We start from the raw sequence: 15,732 nt of genomic DNA on the forward strand, positions 1-15,732 counted from the left end.
CGCCCTCCCTGTGGTCCCGACCAGTGCTCACGGCTGCCCAACGATCTTCTCGCGACTCGGGACCGTTGGTGCGCAAATCGCCGGTACCGGGCGAGGCGCCGGTGATGGCCTAGGTTGGACCGGTGACGTCCGAGCAGCAGGCCTACCACGTCGTGGTCGTCGGGGGCGGGCACAACGGCCTGGTCGCGGCCGCCTACCTGGCTCGGGCCGGCCTGTCGGTCCTGGTCCTGGAGCGCCTCGACCACACGGGCGGCGCGGCGATCTCCGCGCCGGCCTTCTCCGGCCACCCCGCGCGGCTCTCGCGCTACTCCTACCTCGTCTCGCTGCTGCCCGAGCAGCTGATCGCGGACCTCGACCTCGACCTGCGGCTGGAGTCGCGCTCGGTGGCGTCGTACACGCCCACGATCCGCGACGGACGGCCCGGTGGGCTGCTCGTCGAGCGCCCGGCCGGCGAGCGCACCGCCGAGTCGTTCCGGCATCTGACCGGTGGGCCGGCCGAGTACGACGCGTGGAACCGCTTCTACGCCGACGTGGGCGACCTGGCGGCCGTCGTCGCACCCACGCTGCTGCGGCCGCTGCCGCTCGAGCGCGAGATCCGCGACCGGGTCTCCGCCGAGACCTGGCATGACTTCGTGACCACGCCGCTCGGCGAGACGATCGAGGCCCGGTTCGCCGACGACACGGTGCGCGGCATCGCCGCCACCGACGGGCTGATCGGCACGTTCGCGTCGATGCGCGACCCCTCGCTGATCCAGAACCGCTGCTTCCTCTACCACCTGATCGGCAACGGCACCGGGGAGTGGCGGGTCCCGGTCGGCGGCATGGGCGCGGTCACCGACGCACTGGCGCGGGCGGCGACCGCCGCGGGCGCCGAGATCCGCACCTCGGCCGGGGTCAGCCGCATCCGCGCCGACGACGCGGGCGCCGAGGTCAGCTGGGACGACGCCCACGGCTCCCACACCGTCGGCGCGCGCTACGTGCTCTCCAACGTCGCCCCCTGGGTGCTCCGCATCCTGCTCGGCGACCAGGAGGACCCCGCGACCAAGCCGGTCGGCGCCCAGCTCAAGATCAACATGCTGCTCGACCGACTGCCGCGGCTGCGCTCGGGGATCGACCCCGAGGTCGCGTTCGCCGGCACCCTCCACCTCGCCGAGGACTACACCCAGCTCGAGGCGGCGTACGACGACGCCGCGGCCGGCAGCGTTCCGAGCGTGCTGCCGGGCGAGATCTACTGCCACTCCCTCACCGACCCCTCGATCCTGGGCGACGTCCCGGCCGGCACCCACACCCTGACCTACTTCGGGCTGCACACCCCCGCGTCGCTCTTCGACGCCGATCCCGAGGCGGCCCGCGACCTCGCCGTCCGCCGCGCCCTCGACTCCCTCGACCAGCATCTGGTCGAGCCGATCGAGTCCTGCCTGGCCACCGACGCCGACGGTCGGCCGTGCCTCGAGGCCAAGACCCCGCAGGACGTCGAGCGCGACCTCGCCATGCCGGGCGGGCACATCTTCCACGGCGACCTCGACTGGCCGTGGGCGGCCAACCGGGCCCGCCTCGACACGCCCGCGCAGCAGTGGGGCGTGCAGACCGACATCGAGTCGGTGCTGGTCTGCGGCTCCGGATCGCGCCGCGGCGGAGCCGTCTCGGGGCTCGGCGGCCACTCCGCGGCGCAGGCCGTCCTCGCGTCGCTCTGACCCGGGTCGCTCCGGGGCCCCTCGATTTTTCCCGCGGGTCTCCCGCTGGTAGAGTTCACGTCGCTTCAGGGTGACGTGGAGCAGGGCGCCATTAGCTCAATTGGCAGAGCAGCTGACTCTTAATCAGCGGGTTCGGGGTTCGAGTCCCTGATGGCGTACCAGACCGAAGGCCAGGACGAATCCCACGTCCTGGCCTTCGGCATTTCGGCCGCGCCGGTTCGCGTCGCGGGTTCATCAAGGGATGAACGGAAGATCGCGCCTACCCGGGTGAGCTCACCCGGGTAGGCGCGCGGCGACCTTCATCCCTTGATGAACCTGCGGCCCCTGATGCCGCCGGGGTCACCGGCCTCCACCGGAGCCCACCCCAGACCGGCGCGGCCGAGCCGTCGCTCTCGGGCCCCCGGGGCAGTCCCGAGACCACGACCGGCCCTGGCCGGGCCGCAGCCGGCGGCTCGCGGCCGACCAGGCGTGCGACGCCGCGACACCGACGGCCAGCGAGGCGAGGATCGCCCAGACCTGATGGCCGCCGTCCTCGAGCGGCGGGTAGACCTGCCAGTGGGTGAGGTAGATCCACAGCGATGCCGCGGCGAGGACGCCGAGCGCCGAGGCCGCCCATCCGGGCAGCCGGACCGGCCGGCCGGCGAGGAGCAGCAGGACGCCGGCCACGATGAGCGTCTCGCGCCGCGGGTCGCCGAAGAAGCCGACCGTCGCCGCGACCGCGATCGCGGCCACGAGCAGCCGCTGCCACCGGCTGCGGGCGTACGCCGCACACGCGCCCAGCGCGATGCACCAGGCGACCATGCCGAGCGTGTACCGCTCGGTCGACGTCGCCTCGACGCCGGTCCACGCGTAGCGCACAGCGAGCGTGACGGCGAGGAGCAGGAGCGCGGATCGGAACGGCGCGGCCCGATGAGCGCGGGCGAGCAGTGGCACCGCGAGCAGCGCGGCCAGGCCGAGGTAGCTCCACACCAGCGTCTCGAGGAACCAGAACTGCCACTGCTCGTCCCAGCGATCGCCCCCGAGCACCCCGTTGAGGAGCACCGCCGTCGACCAGCGGTACTCGTGGCCGACCGCGGCGAGCAGGCCCACGAACAGCACCGCCGGCAGCGCGACCGTGCGCGCGCTGCGCAGCAGTCCGAGCACCCGCTCACGCCGGTCGGTGACCGCGAGCTGGAACCGAGCGAGGTTGTAGCCGGCGACCGCCAGCAGCAGGTGTGCACCGCCCTGGAGCTGTAACAGGTCCGCGTGCGTGACCACGACGAGCGTGATCGCGACCGCGCGGAGCACCACCGAGACGTCCACCGGGACGCCGCGCCGGCGCCGGGCGGGGTCGGCCGGCGCCGGAACGGCGACGCGGGCCAGGTCGGTCGCCGACCTCGTGGGCCAGGACGACGGGAGCGTGCCGAGCCGCTCACCGAGCCGGGTCGACACCTCGACGTAGGACAGCGAGTCGCCGCCGAGCCCGACGAACGAGTCGGCGACCGTCGCCTCCGGGCGACCGAGCACGACGGCGTACAAGTCGCGGACCTCCTCGGCGGTGAGCGGCGTGGTGGCGACGGGGCCGCCGAGCGACTCCTCACGCTCGACGTGACCCCGGAGTGCGGCGTCGTCGGGCTTGCCCGACGCGGTGACCGGCAGGGTGTCGAGCACCACCACCCGCAGCGCCGAGCCGCGCAGCCCCGTCACGGCGGCGATGCGGTCGCGCACCCGGGACCGGGCACGGACGCCGGGGACGAACGCCCACAGGCGCTCCGGGCGCGCGACCAGGCGCACGACGTCGCCGGCGTCGGCGAGCAGCGCCTCGACCCGGTCGAGGTCGACCCGGTGGCCGAGCACCTTGGCCTGTCGGTCGAGCCGGCCGAGCACCTCGACGAGCCCGGCATCGGTGACCCGGGCCAGGTCGCCGGTGCGCAGCTCGCTCAGCTCGGCACCGCGGGCCAGGTCGGCGAGCGACTCGGCGTAGCCCATCATCACGTTGGGTCCGGCGTAGACGAGCTCGCCGGTCCCCGGTGGCGCGTCCGGCACCGGCACCACCCGCAGCGTGCCGCCCGGGACGGCGACGCCGATCGCGTCCGGGTGGTCCGGCGCGAGCTCGGGCGGCAGGTACGCGATTCGCGCGGTCGCCTCGGTCTGGCCGTACATCACGAACAGGTCGACGCCGCGCTCGTGGAGCAGCGCGGCGTACTCACGGACCCGGTCCGGCGCCATCCGGCCGCCGGCCTGCGTGAGGTAGCGCAGCGACGGGAGCCGGGGCAGCACCCGCCGACCGAAGCCCACGGCGTCGAGCAGCGCGAAGGTGTGGGGCACTCCGGCCAGGCCGGTCACCGACGTGCGCTCGGCGAGGTCCCAGAAGCAGGCGTCGGCGACCGACAGATCGGTCAGCACGACGGTGGCGCCGACCAGCAGGTGGCTGTGCAGCACCGAGAGCCCGTAGCAGTAGTGCAGGGGCAGCGCCGTGATCGCCACGTCCTTCGAGTGCAGGTCGAGGTAGTCGGCGATGCTGCGTGCGTTGGCCTCGACGTTGGCGCGCGAGAGCCGGACCAGCTTGGGCGAGCCGGTCGAGCCGGACGTCGAGAGCAGCAGCGCGAGGTCGGGGTGCAGGCCGGTGCTGGTGCCTGGCCGGTACTCCGCGACCAGATGGGCGTGCCGCTCGAGACCGCCCTCGCCGAGCAGCAGCACCGGATGGCCGTCGGCCAGTGCGGCCAGGTAGGCGACCACGAACTCGATCGTCGGCCGCGCCTCCAGCGTCACGAGGTGCCGCGGTCCCAAGCGGTCCCGCTCCGCCGTGACCAGGTCGAGGAGCTCGGCGTACGTCACCACCCGGTCGCCGTGGACCAGCGCCGGATCGCCCGGCGCCCCGCCGAGCAGCCAGTGGGCGGGACGCGCGACCGGGAGCGTGCTCATCGCGGGTTCTCGGGGAACGCCAGGACCTCGCCGACCACGCGCACGCCGACCTGCGTCCCGGGTTCGGGCACGTCGGTCGCGGGCACCCGCGCGGTCAGATCGACCTGGTCGTCCGCGCCGACCCGCACGCGGACGGTCGCGTCGTGCCCGAAGAACGACACCTCGACCACCTCGGCGGTCAGGCACCCGGGCGCGTCCTTCGCGGTGACCGCGACCTGCTCGGGCCGCACCGCCAGGAGGACGCGGCCGTCGCGGGCACCGCGCACCGGGATCGGGCCGAGCGCGCCGGCGGCGGTTCCGGCGTGCGCCTCGGCCGACACCAGCACGGCGTGCCCGACGAACGACGCCACGGCCGGGCCCGCGGGGTCGAGGTAGATGTCGGTGGGTGCCGCCACCTGGAGGAAGCGTCCGTGCGCCATGACCGCGACGAGATCGGCGAGCGAGAGCGCCTCGCCCTGGTCGTGGGTGACCAGCACCGCCGTCGCCTCGCTGGCGCGCAGGGCCCTGACGACCGCGCGTCCGGTCTCCTCGCGCAGGGCGGCGTCGAGGGAGGAGAACGGCTCGTCGAGCAGTACGACGTCCGGTCGCGGCGCGAGCGCGCGGGCCAGCGCGACGCGCTGCTGCTGACCGCCGGACAGCTGGTGGGGGTGCCGGCTCGCCGCGGCGCGGGGCAGCTCGACCAGGTCGAGCATCTCCTCGACGCGCCGCCGCGCGGCCGCGGAGCGGCGGCCCGACGGGAGGCCGAACGCGACGTTCGCCGCGACGTCGAGGTGCGGGAACAGCGCGCCCTCCTGCGGGACGTACCCGATCCGCCGGCGCCGCGGCGGCACCGGCCGGCCCGCACCGGCGACCGTCCGGTCCCCGAGCCGGATGGTGCCGGCGTCGGGCTCGAGGAAGCCGGCGATCAGCCGCAGGAGCGTCGTCTTGCCGCAGCCGGAGGCGCCCAGCACGGCGGTGATCCCGCCGGGCACGTCGAGGTCGACGTCGTCGAGGACGCGGGTCGGGCCGAAGGACTTGGTCAGGCCGCTGACCCGCAGCCCCACCGTCGGTCGAGTCATGCCGGCCTCCTCGGGCTCCGGGACACGGCCGCCCTCCCGAGCAGCCACGTGGCGGGTATCGACAGCAGGATCAGCGCGAGCGCGAACGGGGCGGCGGCGCCGTACTCGACGGCGGAGGCACGTGACCAGAACTCGGTGGCCAGCGTCGAGGTGCCGGTGGGCGCCAGCAGCAGGGTCGCGGTGAGCTCGGTGCCGACGGCCAGCGAGACCAGCGCGACGCTGGCCGCCAGCCCGGGCAGCACCAGGGGCAGCGTGACCCGGCGGACGGCGCCCGCCCGGCTGCAGCCGAGCGAGGTCGCGACGTCCTCGAGGACCGGCGGCGCCAGCTCGAGCGTGGGCCTGACGCCCACCGCGGCGCGCGGCAGGAACAGGATCACGTAGCCGACGACGAGCACCGGCAGCGTCTGGTACAGCGAGGGCACCACCCGGATCGAGATCGTCACCAGCGCCAGCGCGACGACGATGCCCGGCAGCGCGTTCGCGGGATACACCGCCCGCTCGATCAGGGTGACGACCACGCCGCGGTACCGCACCGCGAGCCAGGCGATCGGGAGGGCTGCCGCCGTGGCCAGCACGCCGGCGGCGACCGCCAGGCCGAGGGTGGTGCCCAGCGCGGCGCCGAGGTCGCCCGCGGGCAGCGACGACGAGTTGCCGCGCACCAGCCAGCGCACCAGGCTGACGAGTGGTACGCCGAGGCTCAGCACCGCGAGCGCGAGCAGGGCCGCGCACCAGGCCGGTGCGGCACGGCCGAGCCGGTGCCGGGTCGCCGGCCGGCCGACGCCGGAGCCCACGCGCGAGCGGCGTCGGCGGCCGCGGGCCAGCAGCTCGAGGCCGAGCAGGACCAGGCAGAAGGCGACGAGCACCAGCGCCAGCATGGTGGCGGCCGGGCCGTTGAAGGAGAGGCGGTACTGGTCGAGGATCCCGGTGGTCAGGGTCGGGAAGTTGAGCAGCTGCAGGGCGCCGTACTCCCCCAGCAGGTGGAGGCCGACCAGCAGCGCCCCGCCGAGCACGGCGGGGCTGATCGTCGGCAGCACCACCCGGAAGAACGACGACCAGGCGCCGGCGCCGAGGCTGGCGGCGACGTCCTCGACCGAGGAGTCCAGCCGGCTCAGCGCGGCCACGGTCGGCAGGTAGACGAGCGGGTAGTAGGAGAGGCTGACGACGAGCACCGCGCCCCAGTAGGACTGGACGGCGTGGGTGGTCGAGATCCAGCCGTAGCCGTTGACGAACGCGGGCACCGCGAGCGGTGCGCACAGTAGGCCGTGCCAGAGGCGGGCCAGCGGCAGGTCGGTGCGCACCACGAGCCACGCGCACCCGACCCCGAGGAGCAGGCTGAGCGCGACGCCGCCGACCAGCAGTCGGGAGGTGTTCCACACCAGGTCGTCGAAGCGCGGCCGGGTCACCAGGTCCCAGGCCTCGGCGGGGCCGAGCTCGGCGGTGGAGACGACGACGAAGCCGAGCGGCAGCAGGCTCGTCGCCGCGACCAGCAGCCCGAGCAGCACCAGCACCGCCGGCGGCCGAGCCGTCTCCCGGCCCGGGCGGCGGAGCCCGGGCGGTGCGACGGTGGCCTGGACGCTCAGAGCACGAACCCCGCGTCGGAGAGCAGCTCCACCACCTTGTCGCCGTCGAGGTCGCTGACGGCGACGGTGGGCGGCTGCAGCTCGGCGAGTGGCCGCACGGGCGGCTCCAGGCCGACCGCCGGGTTCAGGGGGTACTCCAGGGCGTAGCTGTCCGCCAGCGCCTGCTGTCCCTCCTCGCTGGTCAGGTACGCGACGAACTCCTGAGCCTCGTCCGGGTGCTCGGCGTTCTTCAGCACCCCGGCGCCCGAGACGCTGAGGAACGCGCCCGGGTCCTGGTCGCCGAAGTAGTGCAGCTCGCTGTCGTCGCTGTGGTCGCCGGACTCGGCCTGGTCGCGGTACCAGTAGTAGTGGTACTCGATGCCGGTCGCGATCTCACCCGAGTTGACCGCCTCGAGCACCACGTTGTTGCCGTCGTACACGGTGCCGTTGGCCTTCAGGCCCTCCAGCCACTGCCGGGCGGCGTCCTCGCCCTCCAGGTCGAGCACCGCGGCCACGATCGCCTGGAAGTCCGCACCCGTGGGCGAGAAGGACACCTTGCCGGCCCACTCGGGCTTCGCGAGGTCCAGGAGCGACTCCGGCAGCTCGTCCTCCCCGACCAGGCTCGGGTTGTACACCAGCACCGTCGACCGCGCCACGAAGCCGGTCCACTCCCCGCTGGCCGGCCGGTAGGCGGCCGGGATCGGCTCGGTCGCCGCGGCCTCGAGCGGCGCGAACAGCCCGGCCCGCTCGACCGCCGACATCGCCGGCGTGTTCTCGGTCAGGAACACGTCCGCCGAGGAGGCCTCGCCCTCCTGGATCAGCTGGGCCGCCAGCTCGGAGTCCGAGCCGTTGCGCAGCTCGACCTTGATGCCGGTCTGCTCCTCGAACTTCGGCGCGATCTCCTCGAGCAGCTGCTCGTGCTGAGCGTTGTAGACCACGATCTTCGGCCCGTCGTCCCCCGAGCAGGCGGCGCTGCCGAGGGCGATGACCAGGACACTGACGAGGGCCAGGGGCAGACGTTTCACGGGCGGGCTTCCTGTGGCTCAGGGTGACGATCTCCATTAGGGCAGGCTTACCTTAGGGCATCTTCATGAGGACCCGGAGCGCGGTCCGCCGAAGCCGAAGAACCCCGGCCTACGATCGGGGTCGTGCCGAGCCTCTGGTCGTACCGGTCCCGCAACAGCGTCCTGTCGGTCTGCTCCGACGGGTCCGTGCTCAGCATCGGGTCCGTGGGCTCGGCGGCCTCCCTCGGCAGCATCGGGTCGTTCGCGTCACTGGGCTCGGTCGGGTCGTCGATGAGCCGCTTCTCGCTGCTCTCCCACCAGAGCGACGGCTCGGTGCTCTCCCACCAGGCCAACCGCTCGATCCGCTCCGCGCAGAGCCACCTGACCCGGGCCGGCTACCGCACCGACGGCGACCTGCCCCGCGGCCTCGCCCCCGGCATCGCCCTCGCCGCGCTGGCGGTCGCGGGGGCGGCGTACGCCGTGCTCCGTCGCCGCTGACCCGCGCCGCACGCCGCATGACGTGCCGCGGGTGGGGCACCGCCCATCCATGACGCTGAGATCGATGTGGTGGGACCGCAACGACATGCCCAGCCCCGAAGCCGCGGTGCTGGGTGGTGAGTGGGACGTCGTGGTCATCGGCGGTGGGGTCACCGGGCTCACGACTGCGACGCTGCTCGCGCGCGCGGGTCACTCGGTGGCGGTCGTCGAGGCACGGCACATCGGGGCCGGCACGACCGGCGGCAGCACCGCCAAGGTCAGCGTCCTGCAGGGCACCCACCTCTCGCGGATCGCGCGCCGCCACTCGACCGCGGTGCTGCGGTCCTACGCGGAGGCCAACCGGGAAGGCCTGGCCTGGCTCGACCGCTTCTGCGGCGACCACGACGTCGAGTGCGAGACGCGGCCGGCCTACACCTACGCGACGTCGGCCGGCGGGGAGAGCGCGGCACGCTCCGAGCTCGACGCACTCCTGCGCGCCGGTCTGGACGAGGCGACCTGGGTCGACCGTCCTCCGCTCCCCTTCCCGACGCGGGGCGCCGTGCTGCTGCCCGACCAGCGACAGGTCGACCCGGTGGGTCTCGTGGCCGCGCTGGCGACGGACGCCCGCCGGCACGGGGCCGTCGTCGTCGAGGGCGAGCGGGTGCGCCGGGTCCGCGGTCGGGACCCGGTGCGCGTGCTCACCGAGCGCGGCGAGGCGAGCGCCGGCCTGGTGGTCGTCGCGACCAACATGCCGATCCTCGACCGGGGCGGCTTCTTCGCCCGGGCGACCCCGCAGCGGTCGTACTCGCTGGCGTTCCGCACCGACTCCCCCGCGGTCGACGGCATGTATCTCTCGGCCGACGGCCCGACGCGGTCGCTGCGCGATGCCGACGGCGGGCGGCTGCTCCTCGTCGGTGGCTCCGGGCACCGCACGGGGGCGGCGACTTCCGCGCGGGAGCATCTCGACTCGCTGCGCCTCTGGACCCACGAGCACTTCCCGGGGGCACGGGAGACCCATGCCTGGTCGGCGCAGGACTACGCGACGACGTCCGCACTGCCCTACGTGGGGCCGGTGCTTCCGGGTGCCGAGCAGGTGCTGGTCGCGGGCGGCTACTCCAAATGGGGGCTGACGAACGGCGTCGCCGCGGCACTCGCGATCTCCGGTCGTGTGCTCGGCGGCCAGCAGCCATGGGCGAGCGCCCTCGAGCCGTGGAGCACCCGCGAGCTCTCCGGTCTTCCCGGGATAGCGCTCGCCAATGCCGAGGTCGGCGTCGAGCTGGTCGGCGGCTGGCTGCGCCCACTCCGGCACGCCGGCGCCCGACCGGCACCCGACGACGGCGACGGCCGGGTGCGATACGAGCGGCCGGGACCGCCCACGGCGGCCACCCGCGTCGACGGCCGCGAGCAGGTGGTGTCGGCGGTGTGCACCCACCTGGGCGGGGTGCTGCGCTGGAACGACGCAGAACGCAGCTGGGACTGCCCGCTGCACGGCTCGCGCTTCGACACCGACGGCAGCGTGCTCGAGGGGCCGGCGACGTGCGGGCTGCGCCGACGTCGTTGACCGACGAACAAGCGCGGCGTGGCCCGCGCCACACCCGGGAAGGGCCTTCCTCAAGGGCTCTGCAAGGTTCGCCCACCGGTCGTCCAAGGCTCTGCCACAACCGCCGAAACCGCCCGACGCGCATGTGAGCCTGGTGCCCGCACCTCGTCCACGACCCCTGGAGCACCGTCCATGCGCAGCCGGCTCGCCACCCTCACCTCGGCCCTCCTCGTGCCCACCGTCCTCGGGCTCGGGGCCGCACCGGCGCTCGCGGGCAATGGGAACAACGGGACCGTCAAGATCGCGGAGGCCGACGAGGTCGGGACGCCGAGCAACGACCCGCACGTGTCGTGCTCGTTCGCGATCGAGTGGTACGGCTACGACGAGGGCCCCGAGTTCGTCTCCACCGTCAGCTTCGCGAGCCAGGCCCCGACCGCCGACGCGACCATCAGCGTCACCGGCAACACCAGCGTGTTCGTCGGCGGCGACGCCGCCGGCGGAGGCACCGACCTCGACGGCCGGGAGATCTACACGCTCTCCTTCACCGGCACGCCGCACCCGCAGCAGGGCTTCCACGTGAAGGTCACCACGACCACCCCGGGGTCGCAGGGCTCGGACCACAAGTTCAAGACCTTCTGGGTGCAGCCGTGCGAGACCGGACCCACCGACCCGACGGACCCGACGGACCCGACCGACCCCGGCGACCCGACCGACCCCGGCGAGCCGGGCGAGGGCGAGCTCCCGGTGACGACGGACCCGGAGCACCCGACGACCGAGGTCGTGCCGTGGACGTGGGACTGGCAGTACGCCCCGCCCACCTGCGACGAGCTCACCGTCGACTACCCGGCCAACATCCCGTCGGGGCAGGCCAACGACGTCAACATCCGGTTCGAGACGAACCTGGGCGAGCTGACCCTGAACTTCCACAACAACGACGGCACCTGGAGCGGGCGCACCGTCTTCACCTACGCCGCGCACCCCCAGTGGCCGGCCGGCGTGACGGCGTATCGCGTCGTGTGGGTCCAGGTCGGCGGCACCAACTACCACTGGCAGGGCAGCCTGGGCTGCGGCGACTGGGCGGCGCCGGACCCCGCACCCGCAGCACCGGCACCCGCAGCACCGGCACCCGCAGCACCGGCACCCGCAGCACCGGCACCCGCCGAGCCCGCGCCCGCCGCGGCCGTGCCGTCGGCGGCCGGCCCGGAGGCGGCTCCGACCGCGGCCCGGCTCACCGGCTTCCGCTCGGGCGCCGTCGCGGTCCGCAAGGGCGCGGCTCCGCAGCCCGTCCAGGTCACGGTGGTCGACACCGACGCCGAGGTGCTCCGGGTGCAGCGCCAGGCCCGGGGCTCCTGGAAGACGGCGCGCACGGTCCGGATCGCGGCGGACGGGTCGGCGCGGGTCACCTTCCCGCGGCTGGCCAAGCGCGGGACCTACCAGTTCCGCGTGGTCGTCGACGGCGTGGCGAGCAAGACGCTGCGGATCAGGGTCCGCTGACCCCGACCGCGGCCGGCATCGACCCGGGCGGCGGTGCCAACTAGAGGTAGAGGCCGGTGGCCGCGTCGCCCACCCGATCGGCGGCGACGGCATGCACGTCGCGCTCGCGCATCACGACGTACAGCTCCCCGTTGACCTCGACCTCGGCCTTGTCGTCGGCGTCGAAGAGGACCCGGTCGCCGACCTGGACGGCACGGGCGTGCGGGCCGACCGCGACGACCCTCGACCAGGCGAGCCGGCGGGCGCCCATGGCGGCGGTGGCGGGGATGACGATGCCGCCGGAGGAGCGGCGCTCCCCGGACTCCTTGTCGAGTTCGACGAGGACCCGGTCGTGGAGCATCTTGATGGGCGTCTTGCTGCTCACGGGATCAGCTGACGACCTTCCGGATGATCACGAACACAGCGACCACGCCGACGACCGCGCCCGCGGCCTTCAGGATGTTGTCGGTGCGGGGCTGGCCGGTGCGGGTGTCCACGAAGCGGGCCTTGATGCTGCTGACCTCGCGACTCACGATGGTCCTCGGGTGCGCCCGGTACAAGAGCTGGTCGATCGTCGTCGCCAGGCGCTCCCTGGTCTCGGCGATCTCCTGCTCGAGCTCGGACAGCTGCTGGTCCTGGCCCACCCTCTTCTCCTCTGACTCGTGACGACGCGCGATGACGGCGTCGAGCGGAAACGCTACCAATCAGCGGGTACCCCGCCTACGGGCGGGGCATCGCGGTCCGGGGATCGAACCCGAACGGCAGCTCGAGACGGTGCGCCTTCATCAGTGCCTCGTCGGTGAGCACGTCGTACGTCGTGCCGTCGGCGACGACGGTGCCGCCGCTGAGCACTACCGAGCGCGGGCACAGCTCGAGCGCGTACGGCAGGTCGTGGGTGACCATCAGGACGGTCACGTCGAGCGAGCGCAGGATGTCGGCGAGCTCGCGGCGGGAGGCGGGATCGAGGTTCGACGACGGCTCGTCGAGCACCAGGACCTCCGGCTCCATCGCGAGCACGGTCGCCACCGCGACCCGGCGCCGCTGGCCGAAGGAGAGGTGGTGCGGCGGCCGGTCGACGTACTCCTCCATGCCGACCTGCTCGAGCGCCCGCAGGACCCGGTGGTCCAGCTCGGCGCCGGTGATGCCGAGGTTGGCCGGCCCGAAGGCGACGTCGGCGCGCACGGTGCCCATGAAGAGCTGGTCGTCGGGGTCCTGGAAGACGACCCCGACGCGGCGCCGGATCTCGGTCAGGTTGGCCTTCTCCACGGCGAGGCCGCTGACCGCGACGGAGCCCGCGCCGGCGGTGAGGATGCCGTTGAGGTGGAGCACCAGCGTGGTCTTGCCGGCGCCGTTGGGACCGAGCAGCGCGACCCGCTCCCCGCGGTGGACGTGCAGGTCGACACCGAAGAGCGCCTGGTGCCCGTCGGGGTAGGCGTAGGCCAGGCCGTGGACGTCGAGGACCGGTGTCATGAGCGCGGCATCCGGCCCGTGTAGCCCCGCGACAGCATCGCCAGGTGCACCCGCTCCCCGCGCTCGTAGGACCGGATGAACAGCGCGCCCGCCGAGCGGGCCAGCACCGGCCAGTGCCTGGGGTTGCGGGCGGAGAAGCCGCGGGACTCCCGCGCGACCTTCATCCGCCGCATCTCGCCGGTGACGACGTCGAGGTAGCGGACCATGAAGGCCATGATCTGCACGAGCTGCTGCGGCAGCCGGAGCCGCTCGAGGCCGAGCAGCAGCTCCTGCGGCTCGGTGGTCGCCGCGAGCGTGAGGCTGGCCAGCACACCCAGCGTGCCCTTGATCAGCAGCGCGACACCGGCCTCGAGCCCGTGCTGGCTGACGGTGACGCCGAGCACCTCCGTGCGGGGGCCGGTGGCGACGAACGGCAGGAGCACCGCGAAGAGCACGAACGGGACCTCGACGACCGTGCGCTTGAGCAGGTACGTCGGCGGCACCCGGGACATCCCGATGACCGCGGCGAGCAGGAGGAGGTAGACGCCGAAGACCGGGTACCAGTCGCGCGGCGTTGCGACCACCACGATCATGAACCCCAGCAGCGCCAGGATCTTCAGGTGCGCCGGGACGCGGTGCACGGGCGAGTGCCCGTGGTAGTGCAGCTGGTGGCCGTGGCCCGCGCCCATCAGCTGACCGGCTCGCGGTCACGCTCGTCGTTGGCGGCGGGCTCCGCCGGCTTGCGGCGGCGTACGACGTAGACCAGGCCGGTGCCGAGGACGAGCACGACGACCACGCCGATCACGCCCGCGAGGCCACCGGAGAGCCGCTCGTTGTCGACGTCCTTGGTGGCGTAGCCCGCGAACGGGCTGTCCTTGGCGCCGTGGTCGGTCTCGGTGTGTGCGAAGCCCTTGTCCTGCGAGACCTTGGTGAGGCCGTCGGGGTCCGCCGAGGCGTAGAAGCTGATCACGCCGGCCAGCACCAGCGCGACCACGGCGACGCCGGCGACGACCCACCTGGTGGAGACGGTCTTCATGCGGAGGCTCCCGTCGTCGAGCTCGTGCGGATCTCGAGCTGACGACGCTCCAGGATCGGGCGGGCGCCGTAGACGAGGTCGGGGCGTACGGCGAGGATCGCGCCGACCGCGAGGAACGTGATCACACCTTCGCCGACGCCGATCAGCACGTGCACGCCGACCATCGCGGTCGTGAGGGTGTCCAGCGGGATGTCCGCCGTGCCGCCCATGGCGTACAACGCGACGAAGAGCAGCGCGGCCACGGGCACGGAGACGAACGCGCCGATGCCGGCCTGGAGCGCGGTGAGCGAGAGCCGCTTGGGCATCACCAGCTGGAGGCCCTTGAAGACCAGCCAGCCGACGACGACCGTGGCCAGGCCCATCAGCGTGATGTTGGTGCCGAGCGCCGTGATGCCGCCGTCGGCGAAGAGCAGGCACTGGACGAGGAGGACCACACTCAGGCAGAGGATGCCGGTCCAGGGCCCGACGAGCACGGCCGCGAGGGCGCCGCCCATCAGGTGTCCGCTGGTGCCGGACGCGACCGGGAAGTTGATCATCTGCACGGCGAAGATGAACGCCGCGACCAGGCCGGCCATCGGCGCGGTCTTGTCGTCGAGCTCGTTGCGGGCCTTGACCAGCGACACGCCCACGGCCGCGACGGCGACCACACCGGTCGTCACCGAGGTCGGCGCGTCAAGGAAGCCGTCCGGGACGTGCATGGGCTCTCCTGCTCGGCGTTCGTGCAACAGCGGATAGGTTGGTCGGACCTGGGTCCGTGCCCACTCTACGTTATTGCACATCTATTGCGACAAGGAGTTCGTCCGTGACCGAGCGCCTCTCCCCCGGCGACACCGCCCCCGAGTTCACGCTGAGCGACGACGCCGGGAAGGACGTCGCGCTGGGCGACTTCCTCGGCCGCAAGGTGATCGTCTACTTCTACCCGGCGGCGATGACCCCGGGCTGCACCAAGCAGGCCTGTGACTTCACCGACTCCCTCGACTCGCTGCAGGCGCAGGGCTACGAGGTCGTGGGCATCTCCCCCGACAAGCCGGCGAAGCTCGCGAAGTTCCGCGAGCGCGACAATCTCACGATCACGCTGCTCTCCGACCCGGACAAGACCGTGATGAAGGAGTACGGCGCCTACGGCGAGAAGAAGCTCTACGGCAAGGTCGTCGAGGGCGTCATCCGGTCCACGGTCGTCGTCGACGAGGACGGCAAGGTCTTCCTCGCGCAGTACAACGTCAAGGCCACCGGCCACGTGGCGAAGCTGCGCAGGGACCTCAAGCTCAACCTCGCGGACGAAGAGCCTCGCTGATCTCGCGGCGATGCCGAGGCACGCTGCACTCACGCCTCAGCCAGCGCGACGGGCGTTGCGGCGTGCGGGCCGTCGGGCCCGAGCCTCGAACCCACCATGGGAGACTTCCCCCGCGCGCCCGTAGCCCAATAGGCAGAGGCATCAGGTTTAGGTCCTGACCAGTGAGAGTTCGAGTCTCTCCGGGCGCACCGCAGCGCCGGCGATTCGCACCCACGGTGTGACGACGGTCACTAGCCTCGATCTT

At 73.2% G+C, this 15,732-nt stretch carries 15 protein-coding genes and 2 tRNA genes; 7 read left to right on the plus strand and 10 right to left on the minus strand.

Annotated features, from left to right (window positions below):
• Positions 1-122: 122 nt before the first annotated feature.
• Together FHU40_RS04185 and FHU40_RS04190 are read left to right on the plus strand one after the other, a co-directional pair.
• Positions 123-1,694: an FAD-dependent oxidoreductase gene (locus FHU40_RS04185; RefSeq protein ID WP_183591000.1), complete on the plus strand. Its 1,572-nt coding sequence runs from the start codon at positions 123-125 to the stop codon at positions 1,692-1,694.
• An 85-nt stretch (positions 1,695-1,779) separates the two neighbouring features.
• Positions 1,780-1,855: transfer RNA gene (locus FHU40_RS04190), tRNA-Lys, on the plus strand.
• 178 nt (positions 1,856-2,033) lie between these two features.
• On the opposite strand, the gene FHU40_RS04195 is transcribed toward FHU40_RS04190, so the two are convergent.
• The 4 genes from FHU40_RS04195 to FHU40_RS04210 form a co-directional block, all read right to left on the minus strand.
• Positions 2,034-4,598, minus strand: coding sequence for an AMP-binding protein (locus FHU40_RS04195; RefSeq protein WP_183591001.1), 2,565 nt, complete (start codon positions 4,596-4,598; stop codon positions 2,034-2,036).
• Complete coding sequence (locus tag FHU40_RS04200) at positions 4,595-5,656, minus strand: ABC transporter ATP-binding protein (protein WP_183591002.1); 1,062 nt, start codon at positions 5,654-5,656, stop codon at positions 4,595-4,597. Before FHU40_RS04200 ends, FHU40_RS04195 begins: the two co-directional genes overlap by 4 nt.
• The gene (locus tag FHU40_RS04205; protein WP_343057715.1) at positions 5,653-7,164 is read right to left on the minus strand and encodes an ABC transporter permease; all 1,512 of its coding nucleotides are present in this window, start codon (positions 7,162-7,164) and stop codon (positions 5,653-5,655) included. The genes FHU40_RS04200 and FHU40_RS04205 overlap by 4 nt, the downstream gene beginning before the upstream one ends.
• A gap of 68 nt (positions 7,165-7,232) precedes the next feature.
• Positions 7,233-8,240, minus strand: coding sequence for an iron ABC transporter substrate-binding protein (locus tag FHU40_RS04210; RefSeq protein ID WP_343057716.1), 1,008 nt, complete (start codon positions 8,238-8,240; stop codon positions 7,233-7,235).
• 123 nt (positions 8,241-8,363) lie between these two features.
• Between FHU40_RS04210 and FHU40_RS04215 the strand changes: the two genes are divergently transcribed.
• From FHU40_RS04215 to FHU40_RS04225, 3 genes are all read left to right on the plus strand, one after another.
• Complete coding sequence (locus FHU40_RS04215) at positions 8,364-8,717, plus strand: hypothetical protein (RefSeq protein WP_183591003.1); 354 nt, start codon at positions 8,364-8,366, stop codon at positions 8,715-8,717.
• A gap of 49 nt (positions 8,718-8,766) precedes the next feature.
• The gene (locus tag FHU40_RS04220; RefSeq protein WP_183591004.1) at positions 8,767-10,257 is read left to right on the plus strand and encodes an FAD-dependent oxidoreductase; all 1,491 of its coding nucleotides are present in this window, start codon (positions 8,767-8,769) and stop codon (positions 10,255-10,257) included.
• A 171-nt stretch (positions 10,258-10,428) separates the two neighbouring features.
• The gene (locus tag FHU40_RS04225) at positions 10,429-11,730 is read left to right on the plus strand and encodes a hypothetical protein (RefSeq protein ID WP_183592291.1); all 1,302 of its coding nucleotides are present in this window, start codon (positions 10,429-10,431) and stop codon (positions 11,728-11,730) included.
• Between the two features lie 40 nt (positions 11,731-11,770).
• On the opposite strand, the gene FHU40_RS04230 is transcribed toward FHU40_RS04225, so the two are convergent.
• The 6 genes from FHU40_RS04230 to FHU40_RS04255 all read right to left on the minus strand — a co-directional run bounded on the left by FHU40_RS04230 (position 11,771) and on the right by FHU40_RS04255 (position 14,892).
• The gene (locus FHU40_RS04230) at positions 11,771-12,070 is read right to left on the minus strand and encodes a GroES family chaperonin (RefSeq protein WP_183592186.1); all 300 of its coding nucleotides are present in this window, start codon (positions 12,068-12,070) and stop codon (positions 11,771-11,773) included.
• Between the two features lie 28 nt (positions 12,071-12,098).
• Positions 12,099-12,353, minus strand: coding sequence for a DUF3618 domain-containing protein (locus FHU40_RS04235; RefSeq protein ID WP_183591005.1), 255 nt, complete (start codon positions 12,351-12,353; stop codon positions 12,099-12,101).
• Positions 12,354-12,429: 76 nt separating this feature from the next.
• Entirely contained in the window at positions 12,430-13,179 is a 750-nt protein-coding gene (locus tag FHU40_RS04240; protein ID WP_183591006.1) for an energy-coupling factor ABC transporter ATP-binding protein, read from the minus strand.
• Entirely contained in the window at positions 13,176-13,847 is a 672-nt protein-coding gene (gene cbiQ, locus FHU40_RS04245; RefSeq protein WP_183591007.1) for a cobalt ECF transporter T component CbiQ, read from the minus strand. The genes FHU40_RS04240 and cbiQ overlap by 4 nt, the downstream gene beginning before the upstream one ends.
• A complete protein-coding gene (locus tag FHU40_RS04250) occupies positions 13,847-14,194 on the minus strand; it encodes a PDGLE domain-containing protein (RefSeq protein WP_183591008.1) in 348 nt (115 codons plus the stop codon). Before FHU40_RS04250 ends, cbiQ begins: the two co-directional genes overlap by 1 nt.
• Complete coding sequence (locus FHU40_RS04255) at positions 14,191-14,892, minus strand: energy-coupling factor ABC transporter permease (RefSeq protein WP_183591009.1); 702 nt, start codon at positions 14,890-14,892, stop codon at positions 14,191-14,193. The genes FHU40_RS04250 and FHU40_RS04255 overlap by 4 nt, the downstream gene beginning before the upstream one ends.
• Before the next feature lie 104 nt (positions 14,893-14,996).
• On the opposite strand from FHU40_RS04255, the gene bcp reads away from it, so the two are divergent.
• Both bcp and FHU40_RS04265 read left to right on the plus strand, forming a co-directional pair.
• Positions 14,997-15,488, plus strand: a complete 492-nt coding sequence (gene bcp / locus FHU40_RS04260) for a thioredoxin-dependent thiol peroxidase (RefSeq protein ID WP_183591010.1) — start codon at positions 14,997-14,999, stop codon at positions 15,486-15,488.
• Positions 15,489-15,602: 114 nt separating this feature from the next.
• A tRNA-Leu gene (locus tag FHU40_RS04265) sits at positions 15,603-15,676 on the plus strand.
• Positions 15,677-15,732: the final 56 nt, after the last annotated feature.

Origin of the sequence: Nocardioides soli, assembly GCF_014191495.1 — a bacterium.
Lineage (GTDB): Bacteria > Actinomycetota > Actinomycetes > Propionibacteriales > Nocardioidaceae > Nocardioides > Nocardioides soli.